Origin of the sequence: Chloracidobacterium sp. (genome assembly GCA_016711345.1) — a bacterium.
GTDB lineage: Bacteria > Acidobacteriota > Blastocatellia > Pyrinomonadales > Pyrinomonadaceae > OLB17.
Map to the genome: position 1 here is coordinate 420,461 of JADJTD010000001.1, position 20,770 is coordinate 441,230.

The 20,770-nt window shown below is 49.5% G+C and carries 23 protein-coding genes and 1 pseudogene; 6 read left to right on the forward strand and 18 right to left on the reverse strand.

Features of this window, described 5'->3' with window-relative positions:
• The first annotated feature begins 88 nt into the window (after positions 1-88).
• A complete protein-coding gene (locus IPL32_01735; GenBank protein ID MBK8464528.1) occupies positions 89-280 on the forward strand; it encodes a hypothetical protein in 192 nt (63 codons plus the stop codon).
• Between the two features lie 53 nt (positions 281-333).
• Here the strand turns inward: IPL32_01735 and IPL32_01740 are convergent, their stop codons facing one another.
• Positions 334-630: a hypothetical protein gene (locus IPL32_01740; protein ID MBK8464529.1), complete on the reverse strand. Its 297-nt coding sequence runs from the start codon at positions 628-630 to the stop codon at positions 334-336.
• Positions 631-1,119: 489 nt separating this feature from the next.
• Between IPL32_01740 and IPL32_01745 the strand changes: the two genes are divergently transcribed.
• Positions 1,120-1,338, forward strand: coding sequence for a hypothetical protein (locus IPL32_01745; protein ID MBK8464530.1), 219 nt, complete (start codon positions 1,120-1,122; stop codon positions 1,336-1,338).
• A gap of 252 nt (positions 1,339-1,590) precedes the next feature.
• A complete protein-coding gene (locus IPL32_01750) occupies positions 1,591-1,977 on the forward strand; it encodes a hypothetical protein (GenBank protein MBK8464531.1) in 387 nt (128 codons plus the stop codon).
• A gap of 14 nt (positions 1,978-1,991) precedes the next feature.
• Here IPL32_01750 and IPL32_01755 read toward each other — a convergent pair whose 3' ends face one another.
• Complete coding sequence (locus IPL32_01755) at positions 1,992-2,399, reverse strand: hypothetical protein (GenBank protein ID MBK8464532.1); 408 nt, start codon at positions 2,397-2,399, stop codon at positions 1,992-1,994.
• Between the two features lie 123 nt (positions 2,400-2,522).
• Positions 2,523-2,996 carry a hypothetical protein gene (locus tag IPL32_01760; GenBank protein ID MBK8464533.1) on the reverse strand — a complete coding sequence of 158 codons (474 nt, stop codon included), beginning with the start codon at positions 2,994-2,996 and terminating at the stop codon, positions 2,523-2,525.
• 386 nt (positions 2,997-3,382) lie between these two features.
• On the opposite strand from IPL32_01760, the pseudogene IPL32_01765 reads away from it, so the two are divergent.
• Positions 3,383-3,466: pseudogene (locus tag IPL32_01765) on the forward strand (prepilin-type N-terminal cleavage/methylation domain-containing protein).
• Between the two features lie 515 nt (positions 3,467-3,981).
• Here the strand turns inward: IPL32_01765 and IPL32_01770 are convergent.
• Positions 3,982-4,524, reverse strand: coding sequence for a TonB family protein (locus tag IPL32_01770; protein MBK8464534.1), 543 nt, complete (start codon positions 4,522-4,524; stop codon positions 3,982-3,984).
• A gap of 417 nt (positions 4,525-4,941) precedes the next feature.
• Between IPL32_01770 and IPL32_01775 the strand changes: the two genes are divergently transcribed.
• Positions 4,942-5,793 (forward strand): DUF4010 domain-containing protein, encoded by an 852-nt coding sequence (locus IPL32_01775; protein MBK8464535.1) that lies wholly within the window; start codon positions 4,942-4,944, stop codon positions 5,791-5,793.
• 195 nt (positions 5,794-5,988) lie between these two features.
• Here the strand turns inward: IPL32_01775 and IPL32_01780 are convergent, their stop codons facing one another.
• From IPL32_01780 to IPL32_01800, 5 genes are all read right to left on the reverse strand, one after another.
• Entirely contained in the window at positions 5,989-6,279 is a 291-nt protein-coding gene (locus IPL32_01780) for a hypothetical protein (protein ID MBK8464536.1), read from the reverse strand.
• Positions 6,280-6,849: 570 nt separating this feature from the next.
• A complete protein-coding gene (locus IPL32_01785; GenBank protein MBK8464537.1) occupies positions 6,850-7,443 on the reverse strand; it encodes a hypothetical protein in 594 nt (197 codons plus the stop codon).
• A 103-nt stretch (positions 7,444-7,546) separates the two neighbouring features.
• Complete coding sequence (locus IPL32_01790; GenBank protein MBK8464538.1) at positions 7,547-8,311, reverse strand: hypothetical protein; 765 nt, start codon at positions 8,309-8,311, stop codon at positions 7,547-7,549.
• A gap of 102 nt (positions 8,312-8,413) precedes the next feature.
• Complete coding sequence (gene groL, locus IPL32_01795; GenBank protein MBK8464539.1) at positions 8,414-10,057, reverse strand: chaperonin GroEL; 1,644 nt, start codon at positions 10,055-10,057, stop codon at positions 8,414-8,416.
• A 105-nt stretch (positions 10,058-10,162) separates the two neighbouring features.
• Positions 10,163-10,477, reverse strand: a complete 315-nt coding sequence (locus tag IPL32_01800; GenBank protein ID MBK8464540.1) for a co-chaperone GroES — start codon at positions 10,475-10,477, stop codon at positions 10,163-10,165.
• 275 nt (positions 10,478-10,752) lie between these two features.
• Between IPL32_01800 and IPL32_01805 the strand changes: the two genes are divergently transcribed.
• Positions 10,753-11,637 (forward strand): MOSC domain-containing protein, encoded by an 885-nt coding sequence (locus IPL32_01805; GenBank protein MBK8464541.1) that lies wholly within the window; start codon positions 10,753-10,755, stop codon positions 11,635-11,637.
• 8 nt (positions 11,638-11,645) lie between these two features.
• Here the strand turns inward: IPL32_01805 and IPL32_01810 are convergent, their stop codons facing one another.
• From IPL32_01810 to IPL32_01850, 9 genes are all read right to left on the reverse strand, one after another.
• Positions 11,646-14,678, reverse strand: coding sequence for a TonB-dependent receptor (locus IPL32_01810; GenBank protein ID MBK8464542.1), 3,033 nt, complete (start codon positions 14,676-14,678; stop codon positions 11,646-11,648).
• Between the two features lie 64 nt (positions 14,679-14,742).
• Positions 14,743-15,918, reverse strand: coding sequence for a hypothetical protein (locus IPL32_01815; protein ID MBK8464543.1), 1,176 nt, complete (start codon positions 15,916-15,918; stop codon positions 14,743-14,745).
• A 128-nt stretch (positions 15,919-16,046) separates the two neighbouring features.
• Positions 16,047-16,961 carry a hypothetical protein gene (locus tag IPL32_01820; GenBank protein MBK8464544.1) on the reverse strand — a complete coding sequence of 305 codons (915 nt, stop codon included), beginning with the start codon at positions 16,959-16,961 and terminating at the stop codon, positions 16,047-16,049.
• Between the two features lie 128 nt (positions 16,962-17,089).
• Positions 17,090-17,659 carry a zf-HC2 domain-containing protein gene (locus IPL32_01825; GenBank protein ID MBK8464545.1) on the reverse strand — a complete coding sequence of 190 codons (570 nt, stop codon included), beginning with the start codon at positions 17,657-17,659 and terminating at the stop codon, positions 17,090-17,092.
• A 6-nt stretch (positions 17,660-17,665) separates the two neighbouring features.
• Positions 17,666-17,983, reverse strand: coding sequence for a DUF4870 domain-containing protein (locus IPL32_01830; protein MBK8464546.1), 318 nt, complete (start codon positions 17,981-17,983; stop codon positions 17,666-17,668).
• A gap of 62 nt (positions 17,984-18,045) precedes the next feature.
• On the reverse strand, positions 18,046-18,651 hold the full coding sequence (locus IPL32_01835) for a sigma-70 family RNA polymerase sigma factor (GenBank protein MBK8464547.1): 606 nt from the start codon (positions 18,649-18,651) through the stop codon (positions 18,046-18,048).
• A 126-nt stretch (positions 18,652-18,777) separates the two neighbouring features.
• The gene (locus tag IPL32_01840; GenBank protein ID MBK8464548.1) at positions 18,778-19,713 is read right to left on the reverse strand and encodes a hypothetical protein; all 936 of its coding nucleotides are present in this window, start codon (positions 19,711-19,713) and stop codon (positions 18,778-18,780) included.
• Between the two features lie 10 nt (positions 19,714-19,723).
• Positions 19,724-20,071: a type II secretion system protein gene (locus IPL32_01845; protein MBK8464549.1), complete on the reverse strand. Its 348-nt coding sequence runs from the start codon at positions 20,069-20,071 to the stop codon at positions 19,724-19,726.
• Positions 20,072-20,135: 64 nt separating this feature from the next.
• Positions 20,136-20,765, reverse strand: a complete 630-nt coding sequence (locus tag IPL32_01850; protein MBK8464550.1) for a type II secretion system protein — start codon at positions 20,763-20,765, stop codon at positions 20,136-20,138.
• Between the last annotated feature and the right edge of the window lie 5 nt (positions 20,766-20,770).

The following is a 20,770-nucleotide window of genomic DNA, read 5'->3' on the forward strand; positions in this document are numbered from 1 at the left end:
GTTCATCAATTCCATTCCCGACCCTCTACCGAATTTTGCTCACAAAACTGCGGTTGTAAAGCCTGTAACTGTTTGATATGCTCACGTTATGGCGAATACAAGTGCAATGTCTAACATGGCGGGCAAGTTTGCCCATCTTATCGCAATCCTCGGTCTAGCAGCCTTTTTTTTGGGGCTTTTCGCTTTGGGAATTAAGGTCATGATAGCCGGAATAGGCCTGATCATCGTATCGCTTGTGGCGTATTACATCGAAGAGATCGCCGAGCGAAAGCAAAGCTGACTACAGCATCCGTTTGGTAACAGTTAAGTTGTCAAATATCTGCGTTAATTAGATTACCAGTCGGCGTTGTTGCTGTCCGCTACATCTGTCTCCAGAAGCCTTTCTACATATTCATCGCCAAAGACGGCTCTCATTGCCTCGACCTCTCGCATCCCGTCCTCAATACACTGATTTGCTGTTCGCGGCGGAGTCGAAACCACTTTTTTCTCTGCGATGGCGTCCTCTCTCTGATCCCGCCGCACAAGAAATCTAATGTACTCACTAACAGTGCTGTAAAAATGCGAACGCATCCCTCTGTAAATTACCGAGTGCATTTCGTCTGAAACAGATATCGTAATTGTCCTTCTCATAGTTATTCTGCTGACATCCTGCTTTAGTGTGCGGAATACCCGCATCGTTCGATATGGTGTAAATCATTGCTGTACAATATGTTACGGAGTGCCGATCTAAAGAGCGTTCCACATCGTTCCACTCGCATTCCAGCGTAAAGTTGGAACGCGCAACTTATTTATTATCAACGTTTACAGCCATTTTTCCCTGTGATTCCACAACTTTTTGAAAAATAGTAAGACTTTGTCTTACAGCTAAGCTACAATTCCCTTTCAGACATCTAAATGTCAAAAAATACGTTTCATAGATGAAAAAGAATATCACAATCTAAATTTTTGTGCAATACTTTTTTTGCATGACGGCCGGAGTGTCTCTCGATTGTATTTCATTTATGTGATACTTTTCTCAGAATGTTGCTTTGACGATCGCGGGTTGTTTTTCGCGGCTGATTTAAGAGGAAAATTATGAAAAGACAGTTATCGCAGGAAACGGATCTGGGTAAGGTCCGCTTGAAAGGACTTGCTGCCGGAGCAGCGGCGTTTGGCACCGCTGCCGTGGGATCGGCGGCGCTGGCCTCGGTCGCTATCGGTGCCGCGGCCATCGGAGCCATCGCTATCGGGGCATTCGCGATCGGCAAGCTCAGCATCGGACATGCGAAGATCAAAAAACTCCACATCGGCACACTGATCGTCGATGACCTGATCATAAAGAAGAGCACCCGGGAATAGGGAACATCGCCGATTCGTCCGCCTTCAAAGGCGGCCTTCCATTTGTTTATCGCCTTATTACCCGAGAAAGGGTATAATAAAGATGAATAGAGCTTCGCTTACTCCTTTTTCAGCCTACCCGAATACATCGGATAAATTCTGACTTACACAGCAAGAAAGATCGGTCACGCGGCATTTATTTGTCGGCGGTGATCGGCAGACGCGTGGTCTTCCCGACATTGAACCCGGCTGCATAAAAGATCAGGAGTTTCTATGTCCAATGTCGATAATAATAAACCGTATCAACTTTCCTACGAACTGCGTCCCGAATATCTATACGTCATGATCAAAGGCGAAAAGATCGACTATGAGATCGCGCGGCAATATTGGAACGAGATCATAGAGATTCGCGAACAAGCGAACACAAGGTTTCTGTTGGTTGACAAAAATGTGCAGGCGGAACTTTCGACAGCCGACGAGTTTCAGATCGCGAAGGAACTATCGACCATAGCATTAAAGCGCGTAAAGCTCGCGATCTGCGACCGGCACGTTTCGCAGGAGTGTCTCGAATTCGGAGAGATGGTCGCAACAAATCGCGGACTAAATACTAAATCATTCAGAGATACGGCCGCCGCTGAGAAGTGGCTGTTGGCAAATTGAACCGTCGAGGTCGGCTACCGTGGTTTTATGGTTTTGAGAAGCTCGGTTGTATTCTCGACGACGCTTGGGACAAAGTCGTTTTCTCCGATCGGAAGCAGTTTATTTGTTGTGCCGGCTGGAGCGAGAGAATCGCGCTGCGGCAATGGGGCCACTTTACGCTTTCGCGGCCCGGATCGTCTGAGCAATGGGATCGCGGCGATCATGAACATGCCGCCAATAGAAATGAACACCCCGGGGAAGACTAACCAGCTTATATCGATCATTTTGCCCGTCAGAGCGATCAATATACCACCAAACGCCATCGCCAACCCCCAGAACTGCCAGGGAATAGTGGGCCGTTCTTCCGCCAACAGTCCCGCGCCGCACGAACGGCAGAACTGTTGATCTGCTTCGACAAATGTTCCGCAACCAGGGCAGTTCATGCCACTCAATATATCACATTACGCTGGGAACTTCTCCGCAGGTTGACTTAAAGAGATAACATGCAAAAAGGCCTCGCCGTTGTCAGCGAAGCCTTTTCTCGTGTCCAATGTCAGCTCAATGCGTTACTTTGGCATCGGATTAAATGTCAGACCTCTAACGAGCTCGCTTTTGACAACGGTTCGCATTTCCATCAGGGAATCATTGGCCTTTGTTCTGGCTTCGGCGGAGCCGTAATGGGCGAGGCCGATCGCGTCGAACTTAGCATTTCTATCGGCATTAAAATCGGCCGCGTCCGCGTAGTTCTTGTACGTGACGAGCAATCCTAAGTCCCAGTCGCCCGGGCCCTCAGTAGAGGGCTTGGTAAAGTAGCCATAGCTAAGGATCAATCCCTGCTTCTTCTGTTCCTCCAGCAGAGGCACGCTATGCGTACGAATAAAGGTCGTAAAGTCGTTCGTCTTACCCGGCAAGACATCCATATAGCTTACGCGCGTCACGGGGCCGGGCGTGGTAGCTGGCGGCGTCGATGCCGCTGTTTGTGCTTGTGCACCAATAGCGAAAATGCACGCAAAAAGTACGGTCAGAATTAGTTTTTTCATGTGATGGTTCCTCCCAAAAGTTTTGATTTGTAAAATACCTGTTAGACACGCCCACCATAAAGCTATGCCGGTTCTACAACAGTGGGAACAACAAAATTACGAATTAAGGGGGCAAGTTAAAGATAACCTACTTTGAGTTTTTAGCAAAGCGTCCGCCGCCGAGAGCCTGCGGAGCGAATTTCCGCTTGATGCGAACTCTTATGTTTTTCTTACATTTTACGGCACGCATAAAGTGACTTTTTTTTGCATTTGGCGAGTGTTGCACGAGGCAAATCGACGAAGGAGCAATAAAATTGGGCACTTTATTGTGGCACGCTTTTTGAACTAACTTTCCTCGGAGGAGATCGGAAAGCCTCGCCACGCCGGTCAAATAAAAACCAATAAATATGAAAACACAGAAAGGATTCTCACTTATCGAGCTGCTCATCGTGGTTGTCATAATCGGCATAATTGCGGCGATCGCAATACCAAACCTATTAGCATCGCGCCGCGCGTCGAATGAAGCGTCGGCGATATCGTCCCTTCGAACCTATCACGGAGCCCAGGCAACCTACGCAAGCACATATGGAAACGGCAATTATGCCGGAATACCATTTGTTATTAACTCCTTTACGGTATTAGCTAACACGAACATTCTGGACAACACGCTGGGTAACGGCGTCAAAAGCGGCTACGTGTTTTCTGGCCATTCCGAGGCAGCGACAACAGCCAGACCAGCCTGTCATCTCGGACAAACATCTCCGACGACCACGACAGGAGTGACGCAAACAGGAACGCGCGACTTCGTAGTCGCCACCGAAGGCGTGCTGCACGGCAGAACCACCAACGGTACCGCCGGTTGGGGACCAGGCATCTGCGATATCGCTGCAGACATGTTGCCGCTCAGCAACTAGTTTGCCGTCTGAATACACTTCCCGATCTACGCAAGAAAAAAAGCTGTCCTGAAACTAGATTTCAGGGCAGCTTCTTTTTTTGTAATGTAAGGTTACTTCTTAAATTCGTAAGTAAGCACGCCGGCGATCTTTGTGGGTTTGCCGTTGTGCAGAGGCGGATCGAAACGTGCTTTGCGGGCGGCGGCGCCAGCAGCTTTCCAAAGGGACGTCGGCCCGCTGACAACGCTCATAGTTGAGACTTCGCCGTTTTCTTTGACGATCACTTCGACGGTGACAATGCCGCTTTCGTTGGCAGCTTTTGCGGCTTCCGGATCGGGCTGCGGCAGCTCGATAGCAAGATCGTTCAGTTTGCCGACAAGGATCGTGCCCTCGACCGGTTCGATCGACTTCAACTTCGGACCGTCCGCAGGTTTCATTTCCCTGCCCACAGGCTTTGCGTCGTCCTTCTTCGCTTCATCCTTCTTGGTTTCAGGCTCTGCGGGCTTTACCGCAGCCGCGACGTTGGCTGGAGTCGTCTTGGTATTGTTTGAAGCATCGCCGGCCTTGTTACAGCCGATGCTGGTGAGGATTATAAATAAGACGAATAACGTGAATGTCAGCGTAAAGCGGCTATTCACCGCGTATGTTGAGGTCATTATCAGTTTTCTCCGGTAATTTGTTTTGTCGTAATGCCCGAAGCGATCACTACGCCCCGAGCAGAATTATTTTGCACCGAGAGCAATTATTTCGCAATCGTTGGCGTCGCATCATGCCCGCGAATTGGCCAAAAAGAGTCTGGAAATAATATTCAAGTGTCAAAAAAACCATTTCTGGCGCCCAAAAAGCCATCGGAGACCCCCCAAAAAGCCATTTCAAAACCCCAAAAAGCCACCAAAAAGTTCGGCTGAGCACAACGGGTGATACCCGCCATCATCGTTTTGCGTGCATCGGATCATCTCCCGGCATGATAGTGCCCATTAAATGCCGCCGGGTGCGACACGGTCGTCGGACTTCATTGTTGCGTGAATTCGCGTTGGCGGGGCTGAATGGCGGATACTAAGGGGCGTAATACAATGGATTTTCTCAAGCAATGGGCCAAGCCGATCGTCATCATTTCGGCAACGTTTCTGATCGCATGGCTTATGCCGAGTGTGCCTGTGGATCCGTGGGGCATCTTCAGCCTTAGGAAGGCCGCCTTTATGGTTTTCGCACTTTGTTTCATACAGGTATTCGGGGCGGTGATGATACGGGTGCTAGGCGGCCGCCGAGGCTCGATCATGACCGGGTTCTTTGGCGGGCTTGTCTCAAGCACGGCGACGACGGTGGCATTGGCCCGCGAGAGCAATCAAGGTGACCCGGAATTTGTTGGTAAGGAGCAGTTGGTCTTTCTTTCGGCAACGGCCGCAATGCTGGTCGAGGGGATGGCATTCGTCCTGCTGAGCACGGATGCCATGCGGTATTCGCTGCTGCTGATCTTCGTTGGGCCGTTTCTGACGACAGCGGTGATCGTCTTGATCCTCGTCAAAAAGATCCCGCATCGAGCTATCAAGGTCGAAGAGGCGGAGATCAAATTTCTCCCGATACTCGGACTCGCCGCGTTCATCGTTGCCGTACTTGCGATCTCAAAACTCCTACAGAGCGTGTTTGGGCAAAGCGGTCTGGTCGTTTTGACCTTTCTCGTCTCGTTGTTCGAGATCCACGGTTCCATTATCGCGAATCTTCAACTGCTCGACTCCGGAGCATTCGGTCTCAAGTTCCTCGGCGGACTGTTGGCGACCTCCGTTGCCGCCTCTTACATTTCAAAACTCGTTCTTGTTAACACTATCGCCAGCCCTGCCCTGAAAAAAAAGGTCACCAAATATACGGTCGTCATCCTCGTATCGCTTCTTATAAGTTGGATATTCTTTGTTTTCTCCGTTTCCTGAATTTGCCCGTCGCCCTCCCGGATAACCGTCGAAGACGGTGAAATATTTGTAGCCACACGTGGAGCGTTTTATGCGGAACGTGTGGAAGGTTCAGAAAAGATCATTACGAGCGTGCTGAGCATGCGACATATTCTTTATGCCGCGTGTTTCACACGCTCCGCTTTTTTATTGGAACGTTCTGGGAAGATATATGCATCAGGACGAGTACAACTCGTCTGCGAGAGTTTTCAGATCGTGGTCATGAATAAACTGGTCCGAAATGGTCAGGATCGAAAACAGGTTTCTTTTCAAACCTTCCTCCGAGAGCTCGCCCTCTTTAATAGATGTTTGCAGCAAATGTAGGGCCATGTCCGCAAGGAGGATTCGTTGTTTTTCGTTCCACCCCGAATCGCCGCGTGTCGAAAGGTTTTGTTGGTACGATTCTTCGGTCAAACTATGCGCCGTTCGACTCATCGCCAAAATTTCTTGTCTGATCGCATCATCCATCTTTAGTACCTGCCGATCTAGCTGCCTAACCCTAGGGTCGTTTTAGTCTAATATGCGAATTACGCAGAAACAAAATCTGAGTGCAAGATCTGAGGGTCAGACCTGCCTAAAATCACTTCAAATAACGCGTGGAAGATGCAAATAATACGCGTACGGAGCAAATAACAGGTGAACGAAGCGAAAAACACGCGAACGGAGCATATTTCTCGTGAACGAAGCAGATCTTACGCTACCGACGCATATTTCTCGTAAACGAAGCGTATTTCTGGCTATCGGAGCGTATTTCACTTGAACGGAGCATATTTTTCGCGAACGGAGCAGATAACTTTAAATCGTTTCGAATATTTCGTGTACGCTTCATCTATCACGCTACCGCGACAGATATACCTTAGATTCTTAAGTTATTTGGCGGACGTGACACACAATATTAAATTCACAGAAAAATATCTGCATCAACGCTAACACCGAACAATTGATCGCGACTAAAAACAAAAAGAACGGCCCACGCCGTCCTTTATCTTCCTCAAATATGATCGCAAAATCGAAGGCCTGACACCGTTCTCAATGCAATCAACCACATCGGCATTTCTGGTCAAAGACAGTCTTTCTCGGCACAAAAACAAACTTAACTTTTTTTGAGTAGTTTTTGTTACAAATGGGTTTATCATCCTCCGTCACAACCAAAAAGTGTTCCGGCACAACTGCGGCACATGAATTACTTTTGGGAACTCTCTCTTTTGAGATCAATTTGATTGGGTTGAAGCAAAAAGGACATAAGTTGCAGTCAATCAGCGAGTGGAAATATTCATCCCAAGCTTTTCCAACCGAAATCTTGGTTGATTTCCGGCTGTCAGGATGGTTATGAGCCAATATTACTCTGCGAGCCAAAACTCCGTTCGCTTTTGCCCAATCAAGACTACCTTTTGATCGGTTCTTTAGGGCAGTCATTTCACTCTTGGAAATTTCAATATGTCGCCTGTCTAAATCATTTCCCGATTTTTGCTTTACATTATTAACACATTGATGACCTCGATTGTCATTATCGAGGAGCACTTTGCTTCCACAGGTACATTGAAAAAAGAAGACCTGATCGCCACAGTCTCTACAGGTTAATTCGTAGAACTTTACGGTCGAGCATGAGTAATGATGTGTTGGTACTGACATTTTGGAAAGAATCGCCGATATTATGACCACTGTCAACTGATGAGCACCTAACTGAAATGTAACACTAGGCCATTTTACACCTCAACCAAATTGGATTGTCTTTTTATTCCATCTTCGCCTTATTTAAGGTTTGAAGAATCGCCGGTCCAATTATCGACTGTAGAGTAAAAAATAGATTCTCGATATCTAATTCGGAAAGCATTATCAACGAATTAGAAGGAAAGACTGTGTTCGCCTCAACAACCTGCATCATCAATTGTTCGCCTCCTTTAACATGCATTGGCAGTTTGCCAATCTCTCGCTCCCCAACGGTAAGCCTCATTCGACGGAGGGCAAGTGTAAGCTCCTGTTTTGAAACCCCTCGATGATGTTCCAGCGCTCGTCGAACTGCAAACATTGAACGCAAGGACTCACCAATCCAGTCTGGTATGCCATCCAAGGTGCTTACTTTCTTTGGGTTAGTTAAAGACGTGTCTTCGGCAACTTCTCGATAGAATTGTTCGAGATGTGTCTCAATAAAAGGCAGAAGTTCTTCCCCCACAACGGTTCCTACGGGTACATTCAAAATAGGTTTTCCATCTGCTCGTTTCGTTGCAATGATACGATCCATAAAGCTTACAACGGATCGCATCATTGCTAGAAAACAATTATCAATTGCCCTCTGGGTAGCATCGTCTTTTCGAAGCGAAGCATTTGGAGCCTGTATATGCACGATTGCTTCAGGTCCTTTTTGTTGGGATCTGCCGACGAATGACTCGTCTTCAATAGTGCGAAGTACGTTGCGAAAGTCACTGATGTGTCCACCTATGTCTCTCTGAAATTGACCCAGATAAATTTGGGAATTGATGTTTGCGTTTATCTCTCTCATATCGAAAAATACCCTTCTTTTACAGACCATAACATGATCGACCATACAAAAAGGCCCCGCTCATATTGAGCGGGGCCTTTAATTAGGTACTCGCTCAGGAACTTACATTCCCATGCCCATGCCGCCCATGCCGCCGCCCATGCCGCCCATGTCCATGCCGCCCTTGTCGTCCTGGACGTCTGCGATCATGGCTTCGGTCGTCAGCATGAGGCCGGCGATCGAGGCTGCGTTTTGGAGAGCGGTGCGTGTGACCTTTGCGGGGTCGATGACACCGGCTGCGACGAGGTCTTCGTACTTCTCGCTGGCGGCGTTAAAGCCAAAATGGCCCTTGCCCTCGCGTACCTTGCCGACGACGACCGCACCTTCCTGACCTGCATTAGCAGCGATCTGGCGAAGCGGCTCCTCGAGAGCACGGCGAACGATGGTGACGCCGATCTGTTCGTCGGTGTCCTCAGCGTCGGTCTTAAAGTCGTCGAGGACGTGCGAAGCACGGACCAGAGCGACTCCGCCGCCGGCTACGATGCCTTCTTCAACAGCCGCGCGTGTCGCATGCATTGCATCTTCGACGCGGGCTTTCTTTTCCTTCATTTCCGTTTCGGTTGCTGCACCGACCTTGATCACGGCTACGCCGCCGACCAATTTAGCAAGACGCTCCTGCAATTTTTCGCGATCGTAGTCACTGGTCGTGTCTTCGATCTGATTGCGGATCGTTTTGATGCGGCCGTCAATGGCTTCGCCCGAACCGGCACCTTCGACGACGGTTGTGTTGTCTTTGTCGATGGTAACTTTCTTCGCTTTGCCGAGGTCTTCGAGAGTGATGGTCTCAAGCTTGATGCCGAGATCTTCCGAAATGACCTTGCCGCCCGTGAGGACAGCGATGTCCTCGAGCATTGCCTTGCGGCGGTCGCCGAAGCCAGGTGCTTTGACTGCAGCGACATTCAATGTGCCGCGCAGTTTGTTGACTACGAGTGTCGCTAACGCTTCACCATCAACATCTTCTGCGATGATGAGCATCGGACGGCCCATTTTAGCAACCTGCTCGAGGATCGGGAGCATGTCACGCATGTTCGAGATCTTTTTCTCGTTGATCAGGATGTAAGGCTCGTCGAGGACGGCTTCCATACGGTCAGCGTCGGTCACGAAGTAAGGTGAAAGGTAACCGCGGTCAAACTGCATACCTTCGACGACTTCGAGGAGCGTGTCCATTGTCTTTGACTCTTCGACGGTGATAACGCCGTCTTTGCCGACCTTGTCCATCGCTTCAGCGATGATCGTGCCGATCGTTTTGTCGCCGTTGGCCGAAACCGTTCCAACCTGTGCGATCGAATCGCCCGAAACAGGCTTTGCCATCTTTTTGATCTCTTCGACGACGGCCGTTACTGCCTTTTCGATGCCGCGTTTGAGCGCCATCGGATTTGCACCGGCTGCAACTGTGCGGACGCCTTCTTTGAAGATCGCCTGCGCGAGAACCGTTGCGGTCGTTGTGCCGTCACCGGCTACGTCGCTCGTTTTGCTCGCTACTTCGCGAACCATCTGCGCGCCCATATTTTCGAGCGTGTCTTTTAATTCGATCTCTTTAGCGACCGTAACACCGTCTTTGGTGATCGTCGGCGAACCGAATTTCTTGTCGATAACAACGTTACGCCCTTTCGGTCCCAGTGTAACTTTCACTGCGTCCGCGAGCTGGTTAACACCACGCAGGATAGCTGCGCGTGATTCTTCTCCGTGTACTACTTGTTTTGCCATGATTATTTATAAACTCCTTTCTCTTAGAAATTGGAGTTCAAGGTTCAAAGTTTAAGGTTCAAAGTTAAGAGACTTTGAACTTGGAACGTTGAACTTCGAACTTACTTACGCTGCTGCTCCTGCGCGTGAAATGATGCCGAGGATCTCGTCTTCGCGCATGATGATGAATTCGTCACCGTCAAGCTTGATCTCTGAGCCGCTGTATTTGCCGAAAAGAACGCGGTCGCCTGCTTTGACGTCCAACGCCTGACGCGTGCCGTCTTCTTTATATTTGCCCGCGCCTGCGGCGATCACTTCGCCCTCTTGCGGCTTTTCCTTTGCCGTGTCCGGGATAAAAAGCCCGCCCGCGGTCTGGTTAACGTTGTCTTCGATGCGTTTGATAATAACGCGGTCGTGTAATGGTGTTATGTTTGTTGCCATAGTAGTTACTCCTTTGTAAATAAAATAATTTTAGTAATAATTACAGGTGGACTAACGTTTGAAAATCTATAATCTAGCAGTCTTAGTCCTTGAGTGCTAGTATAAAGAAGAAATGCCAATACTGTCAAGTATTCCGCGAAAAATTTAGAAAACTTGATAGTGAGAGACTCAGATTTTCAGAAAATTCACCACAGAGTCACAGAGGACACAGAGAGAAGAGAGAAAGCCAATACCTGCTCGTGCTCTCTGTGCCTTTGTGGTGAAAAATCTTAAATATGCATATTTCTGAGATAACTATCTATCCGATCAAATCGCTGAAAGGAATAAGCCTTGATTCTGCGGTTGTTGAGGAACGCGGGCTGAAACATGACCGTCGTTGGATGCTGACTACGCCTGACGGAATGTTCTTTACGCAGCGTGAATTTCCGCAAATGGCGAGGATCTCGGTCGAGATAGAGAGCGGCGGGCTGAGAGTAGTAAGTCAAAATGCAGGCGAGATGCTAGTACCCTTTGAACCTGACAAAGGCGAACGTAAGGCGGTGACGATCTGGCTGAGTGTTTGCGAAGGACTGATCTACAACGGCGAAGTGAGCGAGTGGTTCTCAGATGCGATCGGTACTGATTGCCGGCTCGTTTACATGCCTGACGATTCAAGGCGAAATATTAATCCGCGCTTTATTACGAATGACGAAATCGTTAGCTTTGCGGACGGCTATCCGCTGATGTTATTAGGCGAAGGATCTCTGGAGGAATTGAATTCAAGGATCGCTGATTCGGAAGAAAAGGCAGGGAGACTGCCTGAGTTTCAGCCTTTACCGATGAACAGATTTCGGCCGAATATTGTGGTTTCCGGTTCAGAAGCATTCGCCGAGGACAATTGGCAAAAGTTACGCATTGGCGAAGCCGTTTTTCGCTCAACAAAGCCGTGTGCCAGATGCGTTATCACGACAGTCGATCAATCAAAAGGCGAATTAACCGGCAAAGGGCCTTTGAAGACATTGGCCTCGTTTCGAATGGCTAAAAATATAATGCCTGACCGCTACGCATCATTAGGATGCGAGCCAAACGACGTACTCTTCGGCCAAAACCTAATCGCGGAAACGTCAGGAGCGATTATTGGGGTTGGAGACGAATTAGAAATTCTCGATACGCACCAATAGCTGCCAACCTACCAGCTAAAGCGCATCTGCAGTTCGATCCTGCGGTTTGCCGCACTGACACCACCAAAACCGCCGCCTCCAAAGCCTCCGAATCCACCAGCAGTCGAAACGGACTGACCAAAGCGGCTCGAGTTGAGTGCTCCGACCGGTGTGCTGAAGTTTACGCTGTTAAATAAATTGGTGAAATTGATGCCGACATTTAGATTGTATGGCTTTCGCGTGTCGCCACCGCCGCCAAACATGCCGCCGCCGCCTGGACCACCTCCGCGCGTCATTCCCCCGCCGCCCATGCCGCCACTAGGAATTCCGCCGCCGCCTGCTTGTCCTCCGCGACGATTACCACCGCTTCCGCCACCTTGGTCTGGAGATTGGGCCGTGTGTCCAAAGCCAAAGTTTCTGCCGACACGCATATTCACGCTAAAATATGACGGTCCTACTCCGTAGTTTCTCGGAATTATTGCATTCGGATCATTTGAACCGATATTACAAAACGAAGAGGTCAAATTCAGTTCGCTGCAGCGGCTTTGTAGTTGGCCATAGGTTGGGCGCTCAGTAAACAGCGCGTCACGATTGATATCGTTGCCCTCGGTGATGTTAAAGGGCCTGCCGGATTGGGCTATGATAAACGGGTTCAGAGTCACGTTCCACGGCATCGTAATATTACCGCCAATAACGAAGCTGTGGCGGATATCGAACGAACTCCTGCCGTACTCGCCTGTCAGGTCAAAGGTATAAGCAGGAAAACTGCCCGCACCGTCAGTGTCGCCTTTAGCAAAGCCGAGACGGTAGTTGCCGAAAAACGAGTATTTGGTGTTGAGATTTGTTCTAAAATTGACGATGAGCTGATTCTGTTTCGTCGTGCCGCTCGATTCGTATTCGTAGAGATTTCCGAGTGTCGGTTCTGGACGCGGGGAGTTCGAGCAGTCCTCCTGAAGCGGACAGATCGGCGCATTTATGTTCCTTGAGCGAAGCTGGTGCAATATCCTCGACGTAATAAAATAGCCGGCCACCGTTGTTCTCCCCGGAAGCTGCCTTTCAATTCCAATGGTGGCCTGCATTGTATAAGGGACCTGCAGATTATCTGCAACCTGGCGGATCGTATTGGACTGCGGCAAAACGGCCTGTATCTGAGCCGCGGTCGGAACGTTGGTTACACCGTTTTGCGTAAATACGGGCTGGGCAAGGAGAGCGATCGCTGCCGCTTGGCGAACCGGATCAGGATCGTTCGCATTTACGACCAGATTCAATTGGGTTACACCGTCGAACCGAGTTGCCTGGAGCGTCAGATTCTCACTAAAACGATCATAAAAAATTCCAGCCCCTCCACGGAAGACGGTCTTCGGAGCCCTTGCTCCGCCTGCTCCGGGTGAATATGCAAAACCAAATCTTGGTGCGAAATTAAGTTTACTGCTGATATTGGTCTGATTTTCGTAACGGAGTCCAAAACTCAAAAGCAAGGCCGGACTGACTTTCCAATCATCAGTCAGGTACAGACCAGTTTCATACTGCGACACCGAGGACAGCGGTTCGCCAGCCGTGATCGTGAACTGTGTCGGATTATATTGCAAGCCGACGGTGCCCATCACCTTGCATCGATATTGCTCGATCGACGATACAAAGCCATCGAAATCAATATCGCAGGCACCGGTTCCAGGAAATCCAGGGAAAACAAATGTCCCGCCAAAGTTATTTTCCGAACGGTCATCGAGCGATACATGCCTCAGCTTCCCGCCAAATTTGAAGGAATGTTGCGAGTTCTTTCCAAAGGACGTTGATGTATAGTTGTTGATCTCCCAAGTCTTGTTACGATTAAAACTCAAACCTATCTGCGCTCCGCCGCCGACAAATGCAGAGGCAACGTTGATCGTCGGGATCGTGTTGTCACCGTCCTGCTCGCGCTTTGAATCGCTGTACTCGAAGCGAGTCTCGTTCACCGTTTTGGAGTTTATGATCATCGTCTCTGTGAGACGTACCTCGTGCTCACGACTCGATGTCGTATATGCTCGCGACGGCAATGACGTGTCGCCAATGCCCTGATTTTCCGCAGCGGAATTTGAGAAGCTGTAGCGGGCAACCAACGTATTTTTGGCGTTGATCGAATAGTCGAGTCGTGGTGTGATCGAGAGTCGCTCGTTAGGCACACGCACATCCCTCCGCAGATTTACGATATCGTTTGAAGGGGTTAGTATTTGGGCGTTGATGATCGCGTTGTTGTCGATGTTGCGATTGTTGATATCAAGGGAGAAAGACGATTTGCCCTGCTTGATTGGCCCCGAAACACTGCCACCGAAAAACTTTGTCTGGCTTGGTGCTCGGTTATTGGCAAAAGGATTGCGGGAATTCAGGCTTTCGTCATTAAAATTCATGAACGCCTGGCCGCGCCATTTGTCAGATCCCGGTTTTGTCAAGATCTCGATGCGGCCGAATCCCAGCCTGTCGAACTCTGCCGAAAAAGGATTTTGATTAATGCGGATCTCGCGAATCGCGTCCTTGGCCGGAAGCTGCCCGCCGGTGAAGCCGTCGATATAGATCTGTCCGCCGTTTGGCCCAGCAGCCGCCCCCGCCAAAGCCTGCAGTGCAGCCTGTAATTCATCCGGATCGTCCGGCAAGGCTTCGAGGTCCTTGCCTTTGATAACCGTTGCATTCGCGTTATTGTCGGCATCGGTTGTTACCTTATTTTCGTTTGACACATCGACACTTTCTTCGAGACCGGCAACCGTCAGCACGATAGAAAGCTCGTTGCGTTCGCCCGACGTCACCATGACTTCGGTATTGTCATAAAGCGCAAATTTTGGAGCGATTGCTTTTACTGCATATTTGCCTGGAGCAAGTCCGCCGATAGAATATTCACCGCGGGCATTTGTGACAACCTGCTTCTCTTTGCCATCGGCCGCAACCGCAGTTACGGTCGCTCCGACAACTATCGCACCGAGACCATCGACAACCTGCCCGGCAATGCTGCCCGTAGCCTGCGCCAATGCGGCCCCAGTGAGAATACCCGTTATTAAAAATAAAAATAGAACTGATCGTATGAATTTCATGATTAAACCCTGTTAGAGGCACGCGGAATTAAACCCCACAATACTATTGATAATGAATCTTGAATTAAAAACCAACGCCGTCGAGACCCGGAATCGTAAATCCGCCTGAAACACCCTGTCCGCGCGGACTGCCGCTTGTTGTCTGTGCCATTCTTAAGAACGGTTCGACGCCAGCGAGAAGTTTAATCGCCTTGATGCGTTCAACGTTGGCATTTTTTGTGCTTGAGAATGCGATCATGTCGCCCGCTTTAAGTTCGCCTGCAGTTATAGTAGGAAAGCGCTCGAGCATGTCATCGACACTGCCGCCTCTACCTCCGCCAGGACCGCGTCCCGCTCCTGGAGGCTGAGCTTGTCCGTTCGCTGCAGGTGCAGTTCCCTGCTGCGGAGTTGCTCCGACTGGCCTAACTCCACCGCCGCCCATCATAAATCCGGCCATTCGCTCAGCCTGTTCCGCAGGAAACCGCTTTACGACCGAAGTTTCCGTCACAATAACGGTCACGTCTTTGCCTGTCTGTAGATTTTTAATGACAACCTCATTTTTTGTGGCGTCAACCGACTTAACCGTCCCCGCAATCGTCTGAAATGCACCCGTCAATATTTCTTCTGCCGCAAAACTCAGTCCATCTGTGCTGCGGTCACCAAGGGCTCGGATCTCATCGCCGACTTTTACATCGGCGAGCGAACTTTTCGCGGCTTCATCATAACGTACAGAGTCCTGTGCGTAGCGTAAAAACTTCGCGTTATCTTTGGGGGTCAGCATCAGTTTTGTGCTACTCATCATGCTGCGCATCTCGACGTTTATCTGATTCGTTTGCAGATCAACCGAAATCACGCGTCCCTTTATCCCGCGTTTGAGCCAGGCGTCGTTTATCTTGGCGTCCTTTGCCGCTATATCGGTTTGGGTCACAAAATACACGGTGCGGGCATCCATCGACTTGCCATCCGCCGAAGGAAGGGCCGAGACAGTGACTTTGTCGCCAACAACAATGTCAGTTACGACTCCGGGCATTGCCGTCGCCAAACTGAAGTTCTCAGCCGATGCCCGCTTGTATGCCGTTTTTTCCGTAAGCATAACTTCGGTCTGCCCAGATTTAGTTTTGATTACTATCGATCTCGTGCTGATCGCGGCTACATCGCCTGCAAAATAGACCGGTTTGACAGCCACCGCAGAGGTTTGTCCATAGACAATGCCAAAGGCGCCGAATATTAAAAGAACTGCTGCAATTTTATTAATACGCATTTTATTTACGGGATCCTATAAAAAATAATACGCCCCTCGACGATCAAGGCTGCGTTCACTGATGATTAAGACGCATTTTTTACCGGCAAAGTTCGATTATAAGTGTAAAGAATTGTAAAGATACAAGATCATGGTGTTGTCCATTTCGGGGCCGTTCGGCCCGTAAGGATCAAGCCGATACCGACTGTAAACACCGCAAAAAGAGCAAAGAGCCAAATATACGGGATCGAAAGAAGCATCGTCCAAATCAAAACACCGATCAGAATAGCCAGCGTTTCTGAACGATTACTCTCAGAAAGTACGTATTTTTGAAAGAGCTTTCCGGCACTCACCTGTAATGCGACGCGACCAAAAACATAGCCAAGAAGGAGCATCAGCGCTCCCATCAGTCCAAGAGTCGCACTCAAATAATTAGGGAGAACGATCGCGCCTCCTATTATCAAGCCCGCAACGAGTATAAAAGTTGCCGTACCGAGAGCACACACTTTTAGAGCCGACAATTGTATCCTAGCGACCGCACGGCCAACGGCTCCCGGAGCAATGGTTGTCATAAACACTGAAATGATGAACCAAAAAAGGCCTAAAACGAGCCGCTGAGCCAGAAAGCCTACCGAAAAACTGGGGCTTAATATCTGCGTCGGATTTTGTCCAAAGTTACGCAATTCTTCCTCAAACACTCCAAAGCTGACCGTCTCCTTTCCAGGCTCGCGGAGCGGATTTTCGCTTTCGGGCTTGTAAGCTCCACCAAAGACTATGATGTCGCCGCCTACGTATGCGTCCTTCTCCTGAATAACATTGCCGCCGATCGTCGCTACGTCCCCTTCGATACGGCCCTTGATGATTACATCGCCGCCGACTGCAAGCACGCCTTTTGCCTGCTTGTTGACGATCACCGATTTGCCGATGACATAGACTTCCTGTTCAGGTGCGTCATTTACGGTCACCGTCTTGTCGTCATCCGAGACCGAAATCTCGGGATGAGCAAGAACAGCGATGCCGCACAACTGGATCAGACACACAAGTAAAAGTAAAAGCAAATGCATTTGCCCTTTTCGCGCTGGCTGTAGACGCAAAACGGGTTCAAAAACCTCCGCCATACCGTGTGTAAAATGCGGACGGTAAGATGCTGTTTCAGATGAGAATTTCACTTTTACTAACTACGGCCGGAAAACTACTGTGCACGAAGCAATCGTAGTGCTCTTCGCGAGGCAAGCATCAAACAGGCAAATATAGCGGCAGTCAATATCAACCCAATTACCAGATCGAATCGAAACTGCACCGCAAATGACCGCACGACGATCGCCAAACCTAAAAATATCGAATAGACAAGATGCCCAAAGAAACTGCCAACCGCCGCAACCTGCTCCGCGGCAACTGCGAGGCCGTTAAATATTTTGCCGGCATCCGAGCCTAACGCGAAAAGAGCAAACAAAAATAATCCTGCGCAAATAAACAAGGCATTGAACCGCTCACGCGGTCGGCGAAGTCCGGCGACGGTGCTTTCTGCATTTGCAACTATTGTTTTTGTAAAATCCGCCGGCAGAGCAATGACGTCCTCGCCTTTAAGTCCGGCATCCAGTTCGCATAGAAACTGTTTTTGCTGATTAAGTTCTTCGGAGCAGGCTTCGCATGCCGCAAAATGAGCATCGAGTTCGATCTCACGCGTGAAGGTAAGTTCGCCGTCAATATACGCTGCGATCTCATCCAATGGACATTCAAAATTGTTCGTCTTCAATTTCATCCTGCTCTACTTAAGAAACTTGATCGTCAAAGGATAATCCCACAGTTCGCCGTTATTAGCCTTAACGCCGCCAATGATCGGAAATATAACTGCCAACAGCCAAACAACCGCACCAGTTAAAAACCCGACCAGAACGAACATCAAAACAAAACTCACGATGCCGTAGATCGTTGATGAGATCATCCAATTTGTGACCATCTTGCCATGAGCATCAAGTGCAGGCGTCTTGTCCTTTTGCGTTTGCCAAAGAATTATTGGCAAAACGATCCCAAGCGGAAAAACAATTGCGAATGCCAAGCCGGACAGATGTAGAAACATTCCCATCTGTTTTTGGTCAGGTGTTACAAGTGCCGCAGATTGGTTGTACTGCATTTCGAAACCCATATTTATACTCCTGTAAATCCTCTTTCGATAAACATTTCGCGCATCATCTCGCGTGCCCGGAATAAGCGATTTTTCACCGTGCCTAATGGCAAGTCTGTGATATCCGCTATCTCGTCATAGCTAAGGTCACGCGCGTGTCTGAGCAATATCAGATCGCGATATGCCGGAGGCAGGCATTTGACGACAGAATCGATTTCGTTTCGCCACTCGGCACGCTCGTGATCCTGTTCGGGCGAAGGTCCGCTGCTTTCGATTTGTAACTGATATGTGCCGTCGGAATTTTCGGCTTCGAGACTTTGTGGGGTGACAGGATTTCGCCGCATATGATCGATCGCAGCGTTATGTGCAATGCGGTAAAGCCACGTCGAAAATTTATATTCAGGACTGTATTTATGGAGCGAATTGTAAACCTTAATGAAGACTTCCTGAGTGACGTCGAGCGACGATTCGTAATTGCCAAGCATTCGAAAAACGTATCCCGTAATCGGACGCTGGTATCGTCGAACGAGCTCCTCAAACCCGTCAGCACGGCCATTAATCGCATCAACGATCAGCTCACCATCGGTAAGTTTCCGCGCTGTCTCGATTGCTATCGCCTGTATCGACATCGTTGCAAGTTACTACGGTATTTTGCTGGAAATTGTTTCAAACTGCAACGGCAGAAAAGTGACAGGTTACAGGTGACGATTTGATGTCAGGCACTTGTTCCTTAACACCCGCATATTGTCACCAGATTATCTAAATCCCAGAGCAGCCAGACCGGCCGGAGCGGCAAGGTCGTCGAACTGAAGGCCGCCGCCCGGCAGACTCAACCCGACGTCTTCAGGCGACAGTACATTTAACGCTCTGCCGAGCGCTTCGGAAGCGATGGTCTGCACTTTTCCCGGCATAAGATCTTTGCCGATCACCAGAAGTTTCTGCAAAAGTGAGTTTCCGTTCTCGCCACCGAAACGATCGTTATAAAACATCAATAGGCGATAGATCTCATCGTCGATCTCATTAGACGTGCAGGTAACAGAGCGAACAACCGCAGGTTCGCCTGAGCGAAGCAGCAAGCCGGTAAATCCATCGTTAGTAGTACTTATTAGAAGCGAATCGGTCTTGTCAGAGTTGTCCGCCAGCCAATTTGCTTCACCTACAGCACGCGGCAAAATCAGCCCAGCTTTCCAGCCGAGGCCTTCGAACTGCGTTTCATATTCGTCAATGACCGAAAGCGTTACGGCGGTCGCAAAATAACGTGATCGCCCGCTAGCGTCCGGGGATATTTTTTCCTTTGCAAGCCTTAGGGCAGATGCAGGGGCCCCGAAATTCTGTTCCGCTTTCCAGTTGAGGACCTCTTCCGCTTCCTGTCGCGAAGCAGGTTCGCTGTCGAGAACGAGGATCGCTGTGCGGGCTGTGCCGCTCGGCAAAGCAACCGACCAACGTTTTTGGCTTAGCATTCCGGCACTTTCTGCGGCTTCGCGAAGATATGATGAAAACTCAAACCCGTTTGAGATATTCTTTTCGAGGAAATTAGGTTTTACGAGTCCGGTCGGCAGATCGACGGTCGCGGCCTGGCGGATCGCGAACGAACCACGCCCTTGTCCCTGAAGTGACACTGCAGTAATGCGGTTCTCCTCGATTCCCAGAGCGGAATTGGGATAATTTGGTGTTGTTAATGCTGAGAACATCTTTTGTTAATTAATACTCGGAATAGGGAACACCGTTACTATCTACACCGTCCGCGAGGCTTTTCACATCCTTTAACCCCGATTCGGCTTCCGTAGAATTTGGGTCTTCGCCCTGAATCTCGCTCCAGTCGGTCTCGTCACGGATCGGGTCGATTGGCTTTTCACGGAGGTATTTTGCCCCAACAAGATCTTCAACGCTCTTTGGCATTTTTCCTTTATCGGCGGTGTACTGGTCGATTGCCCGACGTATTTGCCATAGATTTTCTTTGAGAACAACTTCCCTGGCCTGCCGCACACTCCGCTCGTAGGTTGGGATCGCAACCGACAAAAGGATGATCATAATGAACATCGCGATCATCAATTCGAGCAGCGAAAACCCCTTCTGAGACTTCGCACTCCGCACTCCGCACTCCGCACTAATCTTACCAGTCACTATATTTCTCCCCGTTTAGAGCTTCACCTTTAGCCGTTGTCCTGACATCGAACACATTGACATCATCCCAGCTGTCCGAATCGACATCCTGATAAGACGAACGCAGTTTCCATTCTTTCTCGCCCGTCATCGGGTCAATAGGAATTTCACGCAGATAGACCTTTTTGACCTCTTTGTCCTGATTGATCTCAGTTGCCTGCGGCGAGTTGTCGTTCAGTCCGCTGCCGCCCGCCAAATTTGGAGCACGCGATTTGACTCGAACGCCTTTGACCAAAATTTCAAGCGAAGGCGGATATCGGTCAAGATTGTCAATGCCAAATATCTTGCAGTCGTCTATATAAACACGGCTTCGCGGATCGGCCGCCGCCCCTTGATTCCCTATCGTAGGATTTGATGTCGTTGAAGAACCCTGAGCACAGGCTCCGTAGGTATCCCGCTTGAATTCATCGATCGCACTGCGGATTTCACGCAACGTTTCGCGCAGCCTCTGTTCCTTCTGCCGCGTAACGGCATTCTGTGCCATCGGGAGCGTGCCCATCACTAGGATCGACAGTACCGCGAGCGTGCAAACAAGCTCGAGCAAACTGTATCCAAGATCATTTTGTTCGGCTCTCTTCACTAATT